Source organism: Sphingomonas aliaeris (genome assembly GCF_016743815.1).
Lineage (GTDB): Bacteria > Pseudomonadota > Alphaproteobacteria > Sphingomonadales > Sphingomonadaceae > Sphingomonas > Sphingomonas aliaeris.
Window position 1 is genome coordinate 2,923,278 of sequence record NZ_CP061035.1, and the last position, 17,730, is coordinate 2,941,007.

At 63.5% G+C, this 17,730-nt stretch carries 23 protein-coding genes, 1 tRNA gene and 2 pseudogenes; 8 read left to right on the plus strand and 18 right to left on the minus strand.

Translation table 11 applies throughout. The features are described from left to right. Nucleotides 1-318 precede the first annotated feature (318 nt). The 3 genes and pseudogenes from H5J25_RS13660 to H5J25_RS13670 form a co-directional block, all read right to left on the minus strand. Nucleotides 319-1,203, minus strand: coding sequence for a flagellin (locus H5J25_RS13660; protein ID WP_202091847.1), 885 nt, complete (start codon nt 1,201-1,203; stop codon nt 319-321). A 193-nt stretch (nt 1,204-1,396) separates the two neighbouring features. Further along, nucleotides 1,397-2,278, minus strand: a complete 882-nt coding sequence (locus H5J25_RS13665) for a flagellin (RefSeq protein WP_202091849.1) — start codon at nt 2,276-2,278, stop codon at nt 1,397-1,399. Nucleotides 2,279-2,493: 215 nt separating this feature from the next. Continuing rightward, nucleotides 2,494-2,763: pseudogene (locus tag H5J25_RS13670) on the minus strand (flagellar basal body L-ring protein FlgH); the annotation flags it as partial. A 1-nt stretch (nt 2,764) separates the two neighbouring features. Between H5J25_RS13670 and H5J25_RS21690 the strand changes: the two are divergent. The 7 genes from H5J25_RS21690 (at nt 2,765) to H5J25_RS13700 (ending at nt 8,636) form a co-directional block, all read left to right on the plus strand. Next, nucleotides 2,765-3,028 carry an FHIPEP family type III secretion protein gene (locus tag H5J25_RS21690; protein ID WP_404829617.1) on the plus strand — a complete coding sequence of 88 codons (264 nt, stop codon included), beginning with the start codon at nt 2,765-2,767 and terminating at the stop codon, nt 3,026-3,028. After that, nucleotides 3,028-4,767, plus strand: a complete 1,740-nt coding sequence (locus tag H5J25_RS13675) for a flagellar biosynthesis protein FlhA (protein ID WP_404829618.1) — start codon at nt 3,028-3,030, stop codon at nt 4,765-4,767. The genes H5J25_RS21690 and H5J25_RS13675 overlap by 1 nt, the downstream gene beginning before the upstream one ends. A gap of 105 nt (nt 4,768-4,872) precedes the next feature. Then, nucleotides 4,873-5,070 carry a hypothetical protein gene (locus H5J25_RS13680; RefSeq protein ID WP_202091851.1) on the plus strand — a complete coding sequence of 66 codons (198 nt, stop codon included), beginning with the start codon at nt 4,873-4,875 and terminating at the stop codon, nt 5,068-5,070. Continuing rightward, a complete protein-coding gene (locus H5J25_RS13685; RefSeq protein WP_202091853.1) occupies nt 5,067-6,278 on the plus strand; it encodes a flagellar hook-length control protein FliK in 1,212 nt (403 codons plus the stop codon). The genes H5J25_RS13680 and H5J25_RS13685 overlap by 4 nt, the downstream gene beginning before the upstream one ends. A gap of 10 nt (nt 6,279-6,288) precedes the next feature. Beyond that, nucleotides 6,289-6,945 (plus strand): flagellar hook assembly protein FlgD, encoded by a 657-nt coding sequence (locus H5J25_RS13690; protein WP_202091855.1) that lies wholly within the window; start codon nt 6,289-6,291, stop codon nt 6,943-6,945. An 88-nt stretch (nt 6,946-7,033) separates the two neighbouring features. After that, a tRNA-Gly gene (locus H5J25_RS13695) sits at nt 7,034-7,106 on the plus strand. A gap of 465 nt (nt 7,107-7,571) precedes the next feature. Further along, nucleotides 7,572-8,636 carry a hypothetical protein gene (locus H5J25_RS13700; protein ID WP_202091857.1) on the plus strand — a complete coding sequence of 355 codons (1,065 nt, stop codon included), beginning with the start codon at nt 7,572-7,574 and terminating at the stop codon, nt 8,634-8,636. A 43-nt stretch (nt 8,637-8,679) separates the two neighbouring features. On the opposite strand, the gene glf is transcribed toward H5J25_RS13700, so the two are convergent. Together glf and H5J25_RS13710 are read right to left on the minus strand one after the other, a co-directional pair. Then, nucleotides 8,680-10,869, minus strand: coding sequence for a UDP-galactopyranose mutase (gene glf, locus H5J25_RS13705; protein ID WP_202096377.1), 2,190 nt, complete (start codon nt 10,867-10,869; stop codon nt 8,680-8,682). Between the two features lie 379 nt (nt 10,870-11,248). Next, nucleotides 11,249-11,731 (minus strand): DUF4142 domain-containing protein, encoded by a 483-nt coding sequence (locus tag H5J25_RS13710; protein WP_225883119.1) that lies wholly within the window; start codon nt 11,729-11,731, stop codon nt 11,249-11,251. Nucleotides 11,732-11,956: 225 nt separating this feature from the next. Here H5J25_RS13710 and H5J25_RS13715 point away from each other — a divergent pair. After that, nucleotides 11,957-13,506, plus strand: a pseudogene (locus H5J25_RS13715) (cryptochrome/photolyase family protein). 131 nt (nt 13,507-13,637) lie between these two features. Here H5J25_RS13715 and H5J25_RS13720 read toward each other — a convergent pair. From H5J25_RS13720 to H5J25_RS13780, 13 genes are read right to left on the minus strand one after another with little or no spacing between them, the layout of a single operon-like run. Next, entirely contained in the window at nt 13,638-13,865 is a 228-nt protein-coding gene (locus tag H5J25_RS13720) for a helix-turn-helix transcriptional regulator (protein WP_202091864.1), read from the minus strand. Continuing rightward, on the minus strand, nt 13,862-14,119 hold the full coding sequence (locus H5J25_RS13725; RefSeq protein WP_202091866.1) for a hypothetical protein: 258 nt from the start codon (nt 14,117-14,119) through the stop codon (nt 13,862-13,864). Before H5J25_RS13725 ends, H5J25_RS13720 begins: the two co-directional genes overlap by 4 nt. After that, nucleotides 14,116-14,349 carry a hypothetical protein gene (locus H5J25_RS13730; protein WP_202091868.1) on the minus strand — a complete coding sequence of 78 codons (234 nt, stop codon included), beginning with the start codon at nt 14,347-14,349 and terminating at the stop codon, nt 14,116-14,118. Before H5J25_RS13730 ends, H5J25_RS13725 begins: the two co-directional genes overlap by 4 nt. Further along, on the minus strand, nt 14,346-14,549 hold the full coding sequence (locus H5J25_RS13735) for a hypothetical protein (protein ID WP_225883120.1): 204 nt from the start codon (nt 14,547-14,549) through the stop codon (nt 14,346-14,348). The genes H5J25_RS13730 and H5J25_RS13735 overlap by 4 nt, the downstream gene beginning before the upstream one ends. After that, complete coding sequence (locus tag H5J25_RS13740; RefSeq protein ID WP_202091872.1) at nt 14,546-14,824, minus strand: hypothetical protein; 279 nt, start codon at nt 14,822-14,824, stop codon at nt 14,546-14,548. Before H5J25_RS13740 ends, H5J25_RS13735 begins: the two co-directional genes overlap by 4 nt. Next, nucleotides 14,821-15,057: a hypothetical protein gene (locus H5J25_RS13745; protein ID WP_202091874.1), complete on the minus strand. Its 237-nt coding sequence runs from the start codon at nt 15,055-15,057 to the stop codon at nt 14,821-14,823. The genes H5J25_RS13740 and H5J25_RS13745 overlap by 4 nt, the downstream gene beginning before the upstream one ends. Beyond that, complete coding sequence (locus tag H5J25_RS13750; RefSeq protein WP_202091876.1) at nt 15,054-15,263, minus strand: hypothetical protein; 210 nt, start codon at nt 15,261-15,263, stop codon at nt 15,054-15,056. The genes H5J25_RS13745 and H5J25_RS13750 overlap by 4 nt, the downstream gene beginning before the upstream one ends. Next, complete coding sequence (locus H5J25_RS13755; protein WP_202091878.1) at nt 15,260-15,511, minus strand: hypothetical protein; 252 nt, start codon at nt 15,509-15,511, stop codon at nt 15,260-15,262. Before H5J25_RS13755 ends, H5J25_RS13750 begins: the two co-directional genes overlap by 4 nt. Further along, entirely contained in the window at nt 15,511-15,831 is a 321-nt protein-coding gene (locus H5J25_RS13760; RefSeq protein ID WP_202091879.1) for a hypothetical protein, read from the minus strand. The genes H5J25_RS13755 and H5J25_RS13760 overlap by 1 nt, the downstream gene beginning before the upstream one ends. Further along, the gene (locus tag H5J25_RS13765) at nt 15,828-16,040 is read right to left on the minus strand and encodes a hypothetical protein (RefSeq protein ID WP_202091881.1); all 213 of its coding nucleotides are present in this window, start codon (nt 16,038-16,040) and stop codon (nt 15,828-15,830) included. Before H5J25_RS13765 ends, H5J25_RS13760 begins: the two co-directional genes overlap by 4 nt. Beyond that, nucleotides 16,034-16,486, minus strand: coding sequence for a hypothetical protein (locus tag H5J25_RS13770; RefSeq protein ID WP_202091883.1), 453 nt, complete (start codon nt 16,484-16,486; stop codon nt 16,034-16,036). The genes H5J25_RS13765 and H5J25_RS13770 overlap by 7 nt, the downstream gene beginning before the upstream one ends. Beyond that, nucleotides 16,483-16,704, minus strand: coding sequence for a hypothetical protein (locus H5J25_RS13775; protein ID WP_202091885.1), 222 nt, complete (start codon nt 16,702-16,704; stop codon nt 16,483-16,485). Before H5J25_RS13775 ends, H5J25_RS13770 begins: the two co-directional genes overlap by 4 nt. Continuing rightward, on the minus strand, nt 16,701-17,675 hold the full coding sequence (locus tag H5J25_RS13780; protein WP_202091887.1) for a hypothetical protein: 975 nt from the start codon (nt 17,673-17,675) through the stop codon (nt 16,701-16,703). Before H5J25_RS13780 ends, H5J25_RS13775 begins: the two co-directional genes overlap by 4 nt. Between the last annotated feature and the right edge of the window lie 55 nt (nt 17,676-17,730).

A 17,730-nucleotide genomic window follows, 5' to 3' on the forward strand; every position in this document is an offset into this window, starting at 1 on the left:
CGGCAAGCCAGGCTTAGCATGGCCCACCCCGTTCCGAGATGAATCGTTGCGACATCGATCTGGCACCGCAACCTTGCTTCGCTTAACTTATATCAAACCATTATACAAGATGATCCCGAAACGGATCAAAGTTGATTTGACGTCGGGTAAAGGGCGAGAAGGATGCGGACCGAGGTCCGGGTCCGTACAGACAATCTAATCAGGTAACTCGTGAAACTACTTCACCGGCCATTTGCTTTACCGTCTTGGCACCGCCGAGCAACGGCTCGGCGGTGCTATGAAGGGATGAACGAGGCCGCGATCGGCACCATCACGCGATTAGTTCTGGAACAGCGAGGTGATCGTCTGCGGCGCCTGGTTGGCGATCGACAGTGCCTGCACGCCGAGCTGTTGCTTGACCTGCAGGGCCTGCAACTTCGCCGATTCCTTGGCGAGGTCGGCGTCTACCAGATTGCCGATGCCGCTCTCGATCGTGTCGGACAGCTTGCTGGTGAACGTAATCTGGTTATCGATATTGCGCGACGCGGAACCAAGATCGCTCAACTTGCTGCTCAGCGTGGTCGCCATCGTGTTCAGCGTGTCGATCGCCTTTTTGGCCTTGTCCGCCGTGTCGATCGTTGAATTCTTGCCAAGTACCCCGGTGCCCGTCCCGGTAGATGCGGTCTCGGTGGCTGGCAGATCAAGTTCGAAGTTCGACACGGTCAGGACATCCGGCGTGAACGTCGTGCCGCTGGTCGTGGCGAGATTGCTGAGCGATTGAAGCGCGCTGATCGTGCCGCCGCTCGTCTTCAACAGGTTGGTGCCGTTGAATTCCGCCGAACTGACGATCGTGGTGATCTGGTCGCGGAGCGCGGTGAAGTCCTTGTTGTACGCCGCACGGCTGTCTGCACTGACGCCGTCATCGGCCGCCTGCTTGGCCAGCGTACGCATCTGGTTGACGACATCGGAAATCTGTTCGGCGCCGGCGACGGCAACATCGGTCACGCTCTTGGCACGATTCAGTGACGACGTTACCGCCTTCAGATCGCTGAGATTGCCGCGCAGATTCTGCGCGATCGAGAATGAGGACGAATCATCCTTGGTGGACGACACGATGAGTCCGGAGTTGATGCGGCTCTGCACCGACGCCAGGCCCTTGGACGTCGCATTCAACGCCTGAAGCGCGGCGGCCGCGCCGACATTGGTATTCACCGAAAAGGTCATGAGCACTGTTCCTTCTGAAACGATCGGCCATGACCGATCCTGCGTTTCATTGTGGGAAGGAAAATGCCCTGCCGGTCATGGTAAACACGATTTTATTGTTTCACGTCGGAGAAGGAGGATCGGGATGGCTTCTGCCATCCCGATCCCCGCGATCCCGCCAGCTGTTTAGGGGGTGCCGGCGGTGCCGGCGTCCTTAACGGAACAGCGACGTGATCGTCTGCGGCGCCTGGTTGGCGATCGACAGTGCCTGAACGCCAAGCTGCTGCTTGACCTGCAAGGACTGCAGCTTCGCCGATTCCTTGGCGAGATCCGCATCGACGAGATTGCCGATGCCGCCTTCGACCGAATCCGACAGCTTACTCGTGAAAGTCTGCTGCGCATCGATCGCTCGTGCCGCCGAACCCAGCGTGCTGAGCTTGCCCGACAGGGTGGTGCTCAGCTTATCGAGGGTATCGATCGCCTTCTTCGCCTTGGACGACGTGTCGATCGTCGAGTCCTTGCCCAGGACACCGGTGCCGGCGCCGGTGGACGCGGTTTCGGTCGACGCAAGGTCCAGCGTCTGGTTGTCGACGGTCAATGTGTCCGGCGTAAACGTGGTGCCGGACGAGGTGGCGGTATTGGTCAGCGACTGCAACGCACTCACGGTGCCGCCGCTGGTCTTCAACAGGTTCGTTCCGTTGAACTCGGACGAGTTGACGATCGTGGTGATCTGATCGCGAAGGGCCGTAAAGTCCTTGTTGTATGCGGCGCGCGTTTCGGTGCTGATACCGTCATCCGACGCCTGCTTTGCAAGCGTCTTCATCTGGTTGACAACGTCCGAAATCTGCTCCGCACCCGCGACTGCCACGTCGACGACGCTCTTCGCCCGGCTGAGCGAAGTGCTGACCGCCTTCAAACCGCCCAGATCGCCACGAAGGCCCTGCGCGATTGCATAGGAAGCGGAATCGTCCTTGGTCGACGCCACGCTCATGCCGGTGTTGATGCGGCTCTGAACGGTCGCCAATCCCTTGGTCGTCTGATTCAACGACTGGAGAGCAGCGAAAGCGCCAGTATTGGTGTTTACGGAAAAAGCCATCAATATTTCCTTCTGGAAATTACCGGCTGCTTCTGCGGCCGCGGATCGTAACGGCGATCCACCGGCGACCGGAATTCTTCCAGCCACTCCCCATCATATGAAGGAAAAAACTGACCCGGACGAACCTGACGAAATATTGATGGTAAATATTCGGTTAACTATACTTAACCGATTATTCCTTTTTGAATCCCTGCTGTGTTACGATGCTGCGACCGTCAGAATGGGAACAGTGCGTCGTAGATCTGCTGACCCCACCGCGCCTGTTGCGCCTGGGTCAATTGGCCGCGTCCGCCATAACTGATGCGCGCTTCTGCGATCTTGGTGTGCGGTATGCTGTTGTCGCGGGCAATGTCCTGCGGACGGACGATGCCGGTGACGATCAGTTCGCGCAGTTCGTAATTGACGCGCATTTCCTGACGCCCGCGGATCACCAGGTTGCCGTTGGGCAATACGTTGGTCACGATCGCGGACATCGTCATGCTCATCCTGCCGATGCCCGGCTGGATGCTCGATCTCGGGCTCGCGCTGTCGATTACCTTGTCCGTCATGATCCTGATGACCGCATTGTTCATCGAAAAGCCGCTGCAACTATCCGCTTTCCCGACGATCCTGCTGATCTCGACGATGCTGCGTCTCGGCCTGAATCTCGCCTCGACGCGCCTGATCCTCGGTCACGGCCACGAAGGATCCACGGCCACGAAGGATCCGAGGCGGCAGGCGGGGTTATCGCCGCTTTCGGAGAGTTCCTGATCGGCGGCGACACCGTCATCGGCCTGACGATCTTCGCTATCTTGATCGTCATCAACTTCGTAGTCATCACCAAAGGCGCCGGCCGCATCGCCGAAGTCGCAGCGCGTTTCAGCCTGGATTCGATGCCCGGCAAGCAGATGGCGATCGACGCGGATCTCAGCGCCGGCACGATCGACGAGACGGTCGCCAAGGAACGCCGCGCCGAGGTAGAGGCCGAAAGCGGCTTCTACGGCGCGATGGACGGTGCATCGAAATTCGTGAAGGGGGATGCGGTCGCCGCTCTGCTCATCACCGCGATCAACGTGCTGGTCGGCCTCATCATCGGCGTGGCGGAACATGGCGTGCCCTTTGCCGAGGCATTCCATACCTATACCCTGCTGACGGTCGGCGACGGCATGGTCAGCCAGATTCCGGCCCTGATCGTCTCGACTGCGGCCGGCCTAATGGTGTCGAAGGGCGGGGTTGCCGGGAAAACCGGAGCCGCGCTCGGTGAGCAGCTCGGTCGATATCCCAAGGCGTTCGGAATGGTCTCCGCGCTGATGGCCGCGCTGGCGTTGCTGCCCGGCCTGCCTTTCCTGCCATTCGCGATTTTTGCCGGCCTGAGCGGATGGGCCGCATGGCATCTCAGCAAGACCGCCAACGCGAAGATCGCCAAGACCGCTGCCGACGAAGCGATGGCGATCGCGGCAGAACCGGTCGCCGAGGAGCCGATTTCGCGGACGCTGGCGATCGACGCGATCCGGATCGAGATCGGCTACGGCCTGTTGCCGATCATCAACGATGCGCAGCGTGAACCTCGCCTGGACGATCAGGTTCGCGCCCTCCGTCGTCAGATGGCGACCGATTACGGCTTCGTCCTCCCATCCGTCCGCATCATCGACAACATGGCGCTGCAACCCAGCGAATATGTCGTCTACGTCAAGGAAACCGAGGCGGCACGCGGCGAAATCCGGCTCGACCGGCTGTTGGTGATCAACCCGGAGGGTGGCCCGCTCGCGCTGCCGGGGGAGGAAACGCGCGAGCCGGTGTTCAACCTGCCCGCCTTGTGGATCGACCGCGAGTTGCGCGACGAAGCCGGGCTTCGCGGCCTGACCGTCGTGGATTGCGGAACGATCATCACGACGCACCTGACCGAGCTCGTGAAGGACAATATCGCCGATTTCCTGAGCTACACCGAGACCCAAAAACTGCTGAACGAGGTCCACCGGGATTCGGAAAAGCTCGTCGCGGACATCGTACCGGCGAAGATCAGCGTGTCCGGCGTGCAGCGGATTCTCCAGAACCTGCTGTCGGAAGGCATTTCGATCCGCGATATCCCGACAATTCTGGAAGGCATTGCGGAGGCCGCTCCGCTGACCCACAGCCTGACCCAGATCACCGAACATGTACGCGGCCGTCTCGCCCGGCAGATATCGGCGCAACAGGCGCGCGACGGCGCAATTCCGATCGTCACCTTGTCGGGTGCATGGGACGAAGCGTTCGCCGCCAGCATCGTCGGCGAGGGCGAGGACCGCCAACTGGCGATGGCACCGTCCGCGCTCCAAGGGTTTCTCGGCGCAGTGCGTGAAACGCTCGATCGACTGGCTGGCGAGGGCGAGATTCCCTGCCTCTTGACCAATCCCTCGATCCGGCCGTTCGTCCGATCCATAATCGAACGCGTCCGCCCCGCCACGGTCGTCCTGTCGCAGAACGAAATCCATGCCCGCGCCCGCATTCGGTCGCTCGGTACGATCGGCTGAACCGCGCCTCGCCTATAATAAGACGGGATACGTTCACGCATCCCCCGAAAGGACCTGCATGATCTCCGTCGCCGCCAGCCTGTTCGCCCCCCTGAGGCGACGACAATGACGGGCCAGACTTACGGGCCGGCGGACATGCCCGCGTTCGGAACGCTGCTGGCCATCGATCCTATCGTGATGACCGGCGCGACGTCGGTACAAGCCACCATGACTTCGTTCGGCACGCTGCCCGGCGCTGCTCCGACGCCCGTCATCCCCGCCCCTGGCCCGAATGCGGACTTGAAACTCCCCGCCCCCCGATGACAACATTGTTGACGATCGCCTCGGTCCCCGGGGCCAAAACTCCGTCAGCCATCTCCGTCGTCCAGCCAGATGAGGAGCCGGTCGTCGAAGCAGCCGTTCCGCCTACCGAATGTCCGGCAGAGCCGGAGACGCTCGCGCAGGATATGCCGGTACCGCCCAAGGCAGCGCCGAAGGATCAGCCGCCTCCCACGGCCCCTGCGGCCCCCGCCACCAACAAAGGCCGTCCGGAAGCTCCGGCGATCGGCAGCGCGTTGCAATTGGCCGCTCAGCCAAGCGCACCAGTCATCACCGACCAGCCCGCAAAGAAAGACGCCGTAAAGTCCGAGAAGCCAAAGGCCGCCCCGCCCCCGGACGAGCCGCCGTTTGCCATCGACACGCCCTCCCCGCTCCCCCAGCCGGCAGCGATAGCCTTGCCGATGCCGGCAAACCCGCCGGTCGAGAGGACGCCATCCGATCCCAAGTCCAGTCAGGCGGATCCGGCATCGGGCGGGCCGGTGATCAGCCAGTCTACTGCCCCGGTGCTTCGCGCGGCGATTGCCGTGGAAGACGGGAAATATGACGACCCGGTCGAGCAGCGGGACGTACCGAACATGCCGTCGAACATGACCTCGCCGTCCACCGCACCCGGTGCCGACCCGGCCCCCGCCAGCGCCCCCGCGCGCGACATCGCGCCGGCGTTCGCCGCCGCACTCGCCCCCCATACCGCTCCCCCGGAAAGCACGCCCAAGCCCCCGATCGCCACGATCACGGCCCAGCCCGGGCGGATCGGACAGGAACTGGGCGTCGCCATCGCGCATCACGTCGCGAGCGGAACGGCCGCGACGGGCGGCGGGGAAACCATCACGCTGCGTCTCAACCCCGTCGACATGGGGCGGATCGAGGTGAAGCTGTCGTTCGACGATAGCGGCACGCTGCGCGCCGTCGTCTCCGCCGATACGCCCGCCGCGCTCGATATGCTGCGCCGGGACAGCGCGGATCTCGGCCGCGCGCTGAGCGATGCCGGGGTTCGCGCAGATACGCAGACGCTGCGGTTCGATACGCGCGCCGGAGACGGTCAGCGCGGGCAGGCGAATGATAACGGACCGCCCTGGCAACGCCAGCAGGACCCCCGCGCCGCCGCGATGGCCGACACCGGACCGGACACAATTGAAGACATCACCGCCTACCGCCCGCTGCGCACCCGCGGCGGTGTCGATCTGGTTGCCTGAGGAGTAAGACATGGCCACGATTACCAGCCCGATTACCGGCACCGCGCCGACCGCCGCGACAACCGCGGCGAAACAGACCGACGTCGATTTCAACATGTTCCTGAAACTGCTGACGACCCAGATGCAGAACCAGGACCCGCTGAAGCCGATGGAATCCACCGAATATACCCAGCAGCTGGCGCAGTTCACGCAGGTGCAGCAGTCCGTCAAGCAGACCGGGACGCTGGACAGCATCCTCGCGCAATTGAGCACGCAGAACATGACGCAGGCGTCGGGCTTCATCGGAAAGACGGCGGAGTTCGACTCCGCCGTGACGGGCCTGTCCGCGGACCGGCCGGCGCAATGGAGCTACAAGGCGAACTCGTCCGTCACGGAGCTTACCGCCACAATTACCGATTCCAGCGGCAAGCAGGTCTCGTCCGCCACGATCATGCCCGATCAGAGCGGCGCGTTCAGCTGGGACGGAACTATGGCAAACGGCGCGAAGGCACCGCCGGGCGCCTATACGCTGGCGCTGAAGGCCAGCACGACCACCGGCACCACCATTCCGGTCGCGATCACCACCAGCGGACGCGTGGACGACGTGATGAGCAATGGCGGCGCGGTGACGCTGGGCGTCAACGGCGCGCAGATCGACATGTCGAAGCTGGTCAGGCTGACCGGTTGAACGATCGCTCCCCCCACTCGAACGGCGCGACGTCCTTGACGCTATCGGCGCCAGTCGATAGGAAAACGCCGCGTCGCAACGACGTCGAGCGGGCGTAGCATAGTGGTAATGCTCTAGCCTTCCAAGCTAGCTAGGGGGTTCGATTCCCCTCGCCCGCTCCAGGATTTAGCTGCCTCCTCCGCCCGATACGCGTCGATGACCGCCGCGAGCGCAGGATCGGCACGACGATCCGCCGCGTTCGGGGAAAAACGCAGCAACCCGTTCGGGCAATACCGGTCGTCGTCCCAACCCGGATGGTCCAGGATCGGGTACAGGCACACGCCTTCGACCGGTACGCCCATCGCGACGGCGGCACGGACTTCCGCCAGGATCATCCGCAGCCACGCCGCACGCCCATCGCCTTCGATCCCCGTTTCCGCGATGAAGATCGGCCGGCCGTACCGCGCATAGGTCTCCGCGAGCAGATCGCGCAGCGGGCGGGCGAGCGGATCGCCGATGGCAAGCGTCGCCCCGCCGTGAACCCACTGGTTGTTGTGGTAGAAGTTGATCCCGACGATATCGAGCAGGTCCGTCCGCCCGCCAAGCTGCGGCCAGCTTTTACCCGCGATCATGTCCCATGCCTGATATTGCGCGACCCGGTGCCCCTCGGCCACGCCCGCATCCTGCGGACGCAAGGGGTTGGTGCGGACGTTGATGATCGGATCGGCATGAACGAAGCGCGCATCGGGATCGACCGCCCGGATGGCGTCCATCGCTGCGATCGCGGCTCGGACGAGTTGCACCTTGAACTCGAACCCGCGCCGGCCGGCGAACGGGTTCATATAGCCCACATCGCCTCCGCCCCAGGACAGGAACGAGATCTCGTTGACCGGCGCATAGAAACGGCGCTCGCCGGGACCCGCCGGACCGATGTGTCGAGCCGCGGCGGCGGCGAAGGCGGCGAACCTTTCGACGAATTCCGGCTGCCACACGTCGACATCGTCCGGCCATCCGTAATGCAGCAGGTCCCAGATCACTTCCGTACCCGTCTCGCGTGCGGCCGAAAGCTGCCGGTCGAGGCTCGACCAATCGTATCGCCCGGGTTCGCGCTCGATCAGGTGCCAGCGCAAGCCATCGCGCACCGTCAGGATACCGTGCTTGGCCAACTCGCGATAATCATGATCGGCATGCAGGTCATGCTGGCTCGCGGCGATGACATCGATCCGCCGCCGGTCGTGTCCACGGCGGTGGGTCGAACATTCGAACCCGCCTTGCAGGAAACTGCGAAACAGACCTGTGGGCCGTGCCCTCGGCGCACGCGCGGCGATCGCGTCTGCAATCCGTCCCGGCCATTCCGACACGTCGACCGGTCCATCGTGCCGTATCAGCGCGGGACGCAGATACAGCCGGTCCATCGCGGGGTCCACGTCGGGAACGTTCTGGCACGCGACCACCACGTCGAACGCCGGCATCCGGCTGGCAAGATAGGCCACGGTATCCTCGAACGACAGGTGATACGGCGTGCGATCCACCGGCACGCCTGCCGCCTCCAGCCGGCGCGCGGCGGTATCCTGCAGGCCGGACGGTCGGAAGCAGACGACCGCAGAAACCTGGTGGAGCGCGGGATCCAGCGCCCGAACCAGTCGGCGCACGTCCGACGCGTCGCCCCTGCCGGTAAGCGACGCGAAGACGAACAGGATACGGATCGGTGAAACGCGGGCGATCGGGCTCAAACGTCGCCCTTGCGATGAAGCGTCATTCCGCCGCCGTCAGCGCCAGCGTGTCCGCCTTTGCGCGCATCCGCCGATACGTCGCCAATGCCTGCCCGACCACCTGGTCCATATTATAATAGCGATAGGTCGCGAGCCGCCCCACGAACGTCACGTTGGGCTGTGCATCGGCCAGCGCCTCGTACCGCTTGAACAGCGCCTGATTTTCCGGCCGCGGGATCGGGTAATACGGGTCGCCCTCCGCACTTGGGAATTCGTAGGTGACGCTCGTCTTGTCGTGCACCTGCCCGGTCAGATGCTTGTACTCCGTGATGCGCGTGTACGGCACCGCCTCGTTCGGATAATTGACCACCGCGACCGGCTGGAACTCCGCCACGTCATGCGTCTCGTGCCGGAATTCGAGGCTGCGATAGGGCAGCTTCCCGAACCGGAAGTCGAAATATTCGTCGATCGGCCCGGTGAAGACGATATGGTCCGCATCGACCCAGCCGATAACGTCGCGATATTCGACGCCCGTTTCGACGGTGATGTTCGGATGATCCAGCATCCGCTCGAACATCTTCGTATACCCCGCTGCCGGCATCGCCTGGAACCGGTCGTTGAAATAGCGGTCGTCGGTCGATGTCCGCGTCGGGACGCGCGCGGTGACCGCGCGGTCCAGTTCCGACGGGTCCAGCCCCCATTGCTTGCGCGTGTAACCGCGGAAGAACTTTTCGTAGAGCTCGCGTCCGACTGCCGACACCACGACATCCTCCGACGTCCGGATATCCGCGACCGGTTCGGCGCGCGACGCAAGGAACGCTTCCGCCGCCGCATCGCTGTCGAGCGACAGCCCGTACAGCGCATTCACCGTCGTGCGGTTGATCGGGATCGGGACGAGCTTGTCGTCCACGTCCGCCAGAACGCGATGCTCGTAATTCCGCCATTCCGTGAAGCGCGACAGGTAATCGAACACCTCGGCCGAATTGGTGTGGAAGATGTGCGGGCCATATCGGTGGATCAGCACGCCGGCGGCGTCATGCTCGTCATACGCGTTGCCCCCGACATGCGGACGTCGGTCGACCACCAGCACGCGCTGCCCCGCATCCGCCGCCAGCCGCTCTGCCAGCACCGCGCCGGCAAAACCGGCACCCACGATCAACGTATCGTATTTCGGCTTGGCGCGCGGAATGCGGCCGGTGGTCGAGCATGCCCGCGCGATCTCGTTGGCCATTGCCGCCTGGGTCCGGTCCCAGGACTGCGTCGCCAGCACCGCGTCCGCCGCATCGCGCCAGTCGCCCTGCTTCGGAAGTTTCAGCGCCGTTTCGATAGCGGCGATGAAGGCGGGTGCGTCCTGCGCGATTCCGACCGCTTGCATGTCGCCATAGTGGCGAACGACATCGACGATCGGCGTGGATACGACGGGCAGGCCACCGGCAAGATATTCCGGCGTCTTCGTCGGGCTGATGAAGCGTGTCGCCTCGTTGATCGCGAACGGCATCATCGCGACGTCCCATCCGGTCAGATAGGCCGGCAGGTCGGCATAGTCGCGCGACCCGAGCCAGTGGATGTTCGGTCGATGCGGCAGGTTCGCCGGGTCGATCTTCACGACCGGGCCGATCATCACGAGCGACCAGTCCGGGCGCGCCGCGGCCACCGCATCGATCAGCGCCAGATCGATCCGTTCGTCGATGACGCCGTAGAAACCGATCTTGCGCGACGGAATATCACGCTGGTCCGCCGCCTCGTCGATCCCGCCGCGCGCCTGTGCGAAATGCGCGACATCGACCGCGGACGGGAACGGATGGACATTCGAATGACGGTGCCGCTTCGCTTCGTACAGACTGTATCCGCCGGTGAAGACGACGTCCGCACGCGACAGCAAACGCGCTTCCCGCGCCAGCAACGCGGGATCGGCGAAGCGGAATGCGGACAGTTCGTCCATGCAATCGTACACCACCGCCGACGCATCGATCTGCTGCGTGAACCCGATCATCGCGGGCGTGTAGAACCACAGGACAGGGCGTCCGGTCACACTCGTCCGCACAAACGAATTCAGCAGGTTACGTAATCCGGTTTGCACCTCCTGCGCGGACCACCAATGCGGCAGGCGCGGGCGCAACGCGACGACATTGTCATCGCCGAACGGATGATGTTCCAGATATGGCAGGGGATGGTCGCACGGAATGTGCTCCTCCCAGAAATAGACCGGCTGAGTCGCGGCAAACCGTCGCATCAGATGCTGCGGCCGCTGCGTCACGAAATCCCAGCGGAGATGCGAGAAACAGATCAGAGGGACTGCGCGGTCATCATCGTTGATCGCGAATTTCGATGGTTTGGCAGTCCCGTGCACGGCTTTCCAATCTGGCTGAAGGCGGTTTCCCGCGGGCCATCCGAAATACGGTACCAGCCTCGCGGAGTCGTTGCTCTGAATTATGATTTCAGGAAAATTATCGTGATTACTTAACTACTTGGCCGTTTTCTAAGATCGTCTTCGGACGCGTCGATGCGGCCGCCGCCGAAGATCGACGCGGTTGATTTTCGTGATCCAACATACCGCGAAAATCACTGGCCGACCGGTGATCGCACCGGCCGGCCAGTGAATTCGCAGGCGACTACATCGTCGCGAGCATCCTGATGTGATCCTGCACGACCGGAACGATCTTCGCAGCAACCGCCTTGAGCGGCGCCGACTTGCCGTCCGACGCATAGGATTGCTGCAAAGCGAGCGCTTGGTCATGCGCGGTCTTCTGCTGCTGGATGTACGTCGTGTCGCGCGCCGTGCCCGTCTGCGCGCGCAGCTTCGCAATCATATCGCGCTGTGCCGGCGTCAGTACCGGCGGTGCAACCCGAACCTTGGACCGGGCCGCTGCCGCCTTCACGTCCGCGGTGCTTTTCGCATGCGCGCTGATCATCATGTTCGCAAACGACTTCACCTTCGGATCGGTCGTCGATTGCAGGACGATCTGCGACGACTGCCGCTCGAACAGGTCGCTTGCGCCGGCATTCTTCACATAGTCCGCCGCCGGCATACCCTGTGCGAATGCGGGTGCCGCGATGACGAGGCCGACCGCTGCAAATGGAAGGAACATCTTCATTCTATCTCTCCTGATCCGCTTGTCTGAAAGCAGGATGCCGCATGCGCGATGCATCACGGCCCGATCCATGAACCGGGCGGCAACGAAGATGTTCCAAGTAGAACTGCGGCGCTAATCTCAATCAATCAAATAGTTAGGCGGCGACTTCTTCCGCGGGGCTACCCCGCGATGGGCTATCGATTGCGGCGGTGCATCCCTCCCCCGCACCCGGGCGTTGGCGCTGCTATGACGATCCTCATTCCCATACTCGGCGATCAACTCTCGCACGGGCTCGCCTCGCTCCGGGGGTGCCGAAGGACGACGCCGTCATCCTGCTGATGGAGGTTGCGGAAGAGACGACCTACGTCCGGCATCACAAGGCGAAGATTGCGCTGATCCTCTCCGCAATGCGGCATTTCGCGGCTGAACTGACGTCGGACGGCTGGAACGTCGAGTATGTCCGGCTCGACGATCCCGACAATACAGGCAGCTTCAGCGGAGAGGTGGAGCGCGCGGTGCGGCGCCACGCACCATCCGCGATCCGCATCGTCGAGCCGGGCGAATGGCGGGTGAAGACGATGATCGATGGCTGGGCGGCGAAATTCGGCGTCCCGGTCGATGTGCTGCCCGACGATCGCTTCATCTGCGGAATACTGGAATTCCAGACCTGGGCGCAGGCGCGCAACGATCTCGTGATGGAGTTCTTCTATCGCGAGATGCGTCGCAAGACCGGCTTGCTGATGACCCGCGACGGACAGCCCGAGGGCGGGCAATGGAACCTCGACAAGGACAATCGCGCCCCGCCGAAGCGTGGGTTGAACTATCCCGAACCGATGCACTTCACCCCGGACGACACCACGCGCGACGTGATGGCGATGGTGCAGGACCGGTTCGCGGGCCATTTCGGGCGGTTGGACACGTTCGCGCTGCCCGTGACGGCGGCGCAGGCGCAGCGTGCGCTGAAACATTTCGTGCGCACCGCCCTGCCCGACTTCGGCACCTATCAGGACGCGATGGTGACCGGGCAGGACTGGCTGTATCACAGCTGGCTCAGCCCCGCGATGAACCTGGGGCTGCTGACGCCGCTGGAGGTCGCGCAGGCGGCGGCGCAGGCCTATTCCACGGGCGACGCGCCGCTGAATGCCGCGGAGGGGTTCATCCGGCAGGTGATCGGCTGGCGCGAATATGTCCGCGGCTATTACTGGATGGAAATGCCCGACGTGGCCGACGCAAACGCGCTCGGCGCGACCCGCCCGCTGCCCGAATTCTACTGGACCGGCGATACGGAGATGCTGTGCCTCGCGGAGGCGGTGCGAAACACGCGCGACAATGGCTATGCGCACCATATCCAGCGGCTGATGGTGCTGGGCAATTTCGCGATGCTGGCCGGCGTCCGGCCGCAGGAGGTCGCGGACTGGTTTCTCGTCGTCTATGCGGACGCCTATGAATGGGTCGAACTGCCCAACGTGATCGGGATGAGCCAGCATGCCGATGGCGGGCGGCTCGCGACGAAACCGTATGCGGGCGGCGGCGCATATATCAACCGCATGTCGGATCACTGCAAACCGTGCCGCTACGACGTCAAGAAGAAGACGGGGCCGGACGCCTGCCCCTTCAACGCATTGTACTGGGATTTCCTCGCGCGGCACGAACGCCGCTTCCGCCGCAATCGCCGGATGATCCAGATGTACGCGAACTGGGACCGGATGACGCCCGACCAGCGAAATGCCTACCGCGAAAGCGCCGCCGCGTTTCTGGACACGATCGAACCGGCAGCGAAAGGATGGGCGCGCTAGGCAGGGCGAAGTCAGGAACCAGCGGTCGTCCCGCTGGAGCCTTGGTGGACAGGGCTTCCATTGAACGAAAGCCCTTAAACAACGCTTTTATGCGGGTTTCAGGGAAGCGGCTTAAGCCGCTACCCCCTCGCCTACCCCCGTTTTATTTTCCGGTCCCGTTTGGGAAGCGCCTCGATCCAGTCGAGGACTTCGCATTCGCGCCAACAGACCACACCGCCGCCCATCGCCAGCGACTGCGGAAAGGTCCCTGCGGTCATGCGATCGTAGATCGTCGAGCGCCCCAACGGGACTAGATCAAGCACTTCTTTCAGCCGAATAAGCCGGTGAGAACGACTGCGCTCGATTGATGCGTTACTCATGAAGCCCTCCGAGGCATCGCCTCAATCGCCACGATCAGGTGTTCCGACGCGTGATACTGTGCTGAATGAATTGTGCTGCTCACGCCGTGATCCGCCGAACGTTTGATGTTCTCAGGCGTAAACGGCTCCCCGCTCAGCAGCGGATCGAGCAGAATGTTGTCGCCGCAGATCGCCATATTCTCGTCGCCGTAGAGACGGAGCAAGGCGGTGACGTCCGCGAGCGCCGCGCGATATCCGCGTTCGAAGCGGTTCATGCCCCCGCCCCCTGCCCGGCCGTCGCAAGACGCAGGGGCATGATCAAATAACCCCCGCTCGCCGTTGCGCCGGGCGTCTGCCACGCCTTCACGTCCGCGCACGGCATGATGCCGTCAAGTGGCGCGCGGATCGGCTTCGTCTGTTCGCAGCCTATGCAGACCAGAACGTTGTCGCGCAGCGGCAGGCGCTGACACCACTGGTGGTTCACCTCGATGGCAATCGTCGTCACCGGTTCCTCCACTTGCTGGCATACCGGTCCAGCGCCTTTTCGACGGCGTCGGGTAGCGGGTCCTTCGTCCAGCACCACGCGACATAAGCGAGGCAGACGATCCCCAAGACGTTGGAAACAAGTTCGGCCCTCGTCGTGCCAGACGCATGCGACAGCATAGCGGTCGTGATCGCGAGGATAATCATACGCGCAAATGTCATTGCGCGACCGGGACCGCCTCGTCGACGAGGCGGGTGCAGTTCTTGCCGCAGCTTTCGCTATGCGACGTCTGCGTGCCGCCCGACGAGAAATAGACGCGCCGGCCAGATCCCGGCGGCGTGACAGCCCAGAGCTTCGTCCCATCTGGCGCGGTGGCCGCCAGTGCCACGATCCCGGCGTCGACCTTCGCGCTGTATTGCGGATCGGCCGAGACAGAGGGCGCATCGCATCCAGACAGCGCGGCGGCGGCGGCGGCGAGCAGCATCTTGCCCTTCATTGCGGCACCTCCCCGATCGCGAAGGGCGCCTCAGCGGCTGGCTTCAGCTTCACCCGCGCTACCTCCAGCGTGATGACGAACGTTTCGCCTGGCATGCCGCGCAGCAGGCGGACGGCTTCGCGCTCTGCTGCTTCGAACGTCTGGTGGGGATGACGATTGGTCGCTTCTTTGTGCAGCAGGAACGCGCCGTCTCTCTTGTTCGTGGTCGCCCGCAAAGGGTTATCGGTGGTCATACTTTGCTCCTGGTGATGGGAATGCCGGACGCAGCGACTGGCGCCAGAGGACGGCCGAGGCCGGGATAGATGTTGTTTTCAGCGTGAAGCCGCCGCGTGATCAGGCGGGCGGCGTTGATGACGCCGCGGTCTAGATCGTTGCCCGGGTAAGGGTCGGCTTGAGCGACGATCTGAACGAATGCGCAGGCGGACTCGGTCGGGGTCATAGCGCCCTCGCCCGGGCAGTCTGCACAAGGTGGACAAGTGCCGCGCTTTCCGAGACGGCACGCTCCAGCACGGTGAGCGCTTCGCGTTGATCGCCGCTGATGATCGCGCGTATCAATTCGCGCATGTCCTGCCCTTCCGCGTCGCCGGTGATCTGTCCGAGCTTGCCCCGGATACGGTCTGCGGCTGACAGAATGTCCGCGTCAGGGAAGTCGTGGATATCGACGTCAACTTCGATCGTGCGTCCCATCACCGCTGCCCTTTCAACCGAGCCGGGTTCACCGGTGCCCAGACAATCGCGCGCTTGCCGCTGGCGTTCTTCCGGCGCTGGCCGCTGTCGCGAACCTTCCCCAGCCGGGACAGCTCGGTCAGGCGCGGGCGGATCGAAAGGATCGATAGCCCGAGCCGTCCGGCGACCTCGTCCGCGGTCAGGCCGTTGGACCGCTCGACGACGGCCAACGCCTGCGCGCGGAGCATGGGTGCCGTGACGGCGGCGGCGTCGGCCGCATCCCGCGACGTGTCGCGATCCTGCGCGCCGGGCGCATGCGGATATCTGAATAGGTCGGTCAATGTACCGTCCCCCCATCTTCGCCGAGCGACTGCTCCAGCTTGGTGATCATGGCGTTCGCCATCGCGCAGCCGAGGCAGCATTGCGGGCATCGCCGGGCGCATTGTGGCTCGTCGAGCAGCATGCCTTGCGGCGATCGCATCAACCGGGCGCGATGGGCGCGCAAATCACCCAGCCATAGGAAATCGGCGGCGGTTGCTTCGGTCACCATACCGTCGCTCCCATCTCTTCCAGCCAGCCCGACCACGACGGATCTCCGATCGTCTCGTGGACGGACATCAGGCTGTCGCGCAGGGTCGCGTCCAAGCAGATCAGGCGACGGCCATAGTTCGGGCCGTGTTTGCACTTCGCGGGCAGGCCGTGGCGCTTCCGCCACTCCGCGATCGTCTGGTGCGTCACGTCCTCGAACAGCGCAATCTTCCGGTCGGAAAGACCGAGATCGTACAATTCCCGGCGGGTGCTGTTGGCGCCGATCGGCTCGGCCGCGTTCAGGGTCGGCAATCCGCGGTATTTCCGCCATTGCAGCACCGCCGAGCGCTTGCATCCCTGCTTCCGCGCGATTGCCCCATCCGACCAGCCGGCGCGATACAGCGCCAGACGTTCGGCGTGATCCGGCCACCGGTGGCGCGGGCGCAGACGAAATTCGTTCGCGCTCATGCCGCCGGCCTCGGGCTATCATCGCCGAGGTAGAGAGCGCGCCATGCGTTCCACAGTCGAAGAACCTCTTCGGCCTGCTTCATGCGCCGTCCGCGCGCCTCGGCGCTATCAGTGATCAGGTTGTCGTCCCGGTACAGCCGGTTGAACACGATCGCGGCGTGATCGAACGCGGCCCATGCGGCTTCGACGGGAGTATTGTCTGCGGCCAGTCGGATCATTGCCCGGCTCCCTTCATGACGTAGCTTTTTGATTTGAAGCCGCCCTGCCCGGTGACCATCGTCTGGTTCACCCAAGTGATACGGTCAGCGGAAAGCCGGCGGATATGTCCGCGTCGCAGGTGCGAGCGTCGTGACCCTGCTGCCTCGAACGTCCCCCCGCCGCCCTGATCGCCATCCAGCGACAAGGTCAGGAAGTCGGAGAGCAGCGGCTTCCCAGCCTTCATGCGCTGACGGTTCAGCTTGTCGGGCGGGGCGTGGCGGTCGCTCTGTACGTTGCGGCATCCAAGCGCTGCACACAGATCAAAGTATGCGTTCACCTCGTCCATCAGGTCCGCAGAGATTGCATCCATCGTTACCGGGACGCCGTGGACTTGGCCGGCCAGGATGATCGCCTCCGGCAGAATTGGCACCAAGGTGCCTGCCGGCGCTCCCGACTTGACCGCCGCCTTGTTCATTCGACCTGAGGCGATCATGGCGTCGCGAAACGGGAACGACGGAAGGTCATTGCGGAAGTTCATTTGGTCGTAGTCGAACCGTATCCCGGCGCTGACCGGAATCCACATCTGGTCCTCATCGTTATAGAAGATCGACATCACGACGAAGCCCGGCGTGGCTTGCTGGGGAGCCATCATCCGAGCGATCGGCGGAAGATCGTTCTGCCAATCGAACGCCAGCGCAATGCGACGGGACGATTTCAGGGCCGTGTATTGCCCGTTCCATCGTCCTCGATCCCCTCGCGCGGTGTATTCGAGCGCGACGACCGGAAAAGGCGGGTGGTACATTTCTCCCGGCAGCTCGACTGGAGCTTTCGAACGATCGAGCAGTGTGCCGTAATCAGGGAGTACGAAAACCTGCGCTTCGCGCAGCTTCTCCGCGATATAGCGGAACCCCTGCTGCACGCCCGGGTGCGGGGAATTAATCCCCTCCAGGCACTCGATCGCCTTGGTCGTGAAGTTGAGCGCCTGTGTCATACGCCAGGTGCCTCCCCGCGCCGGTGCCCAAAGTCGCCGCAGCAGTCTTGGCTAT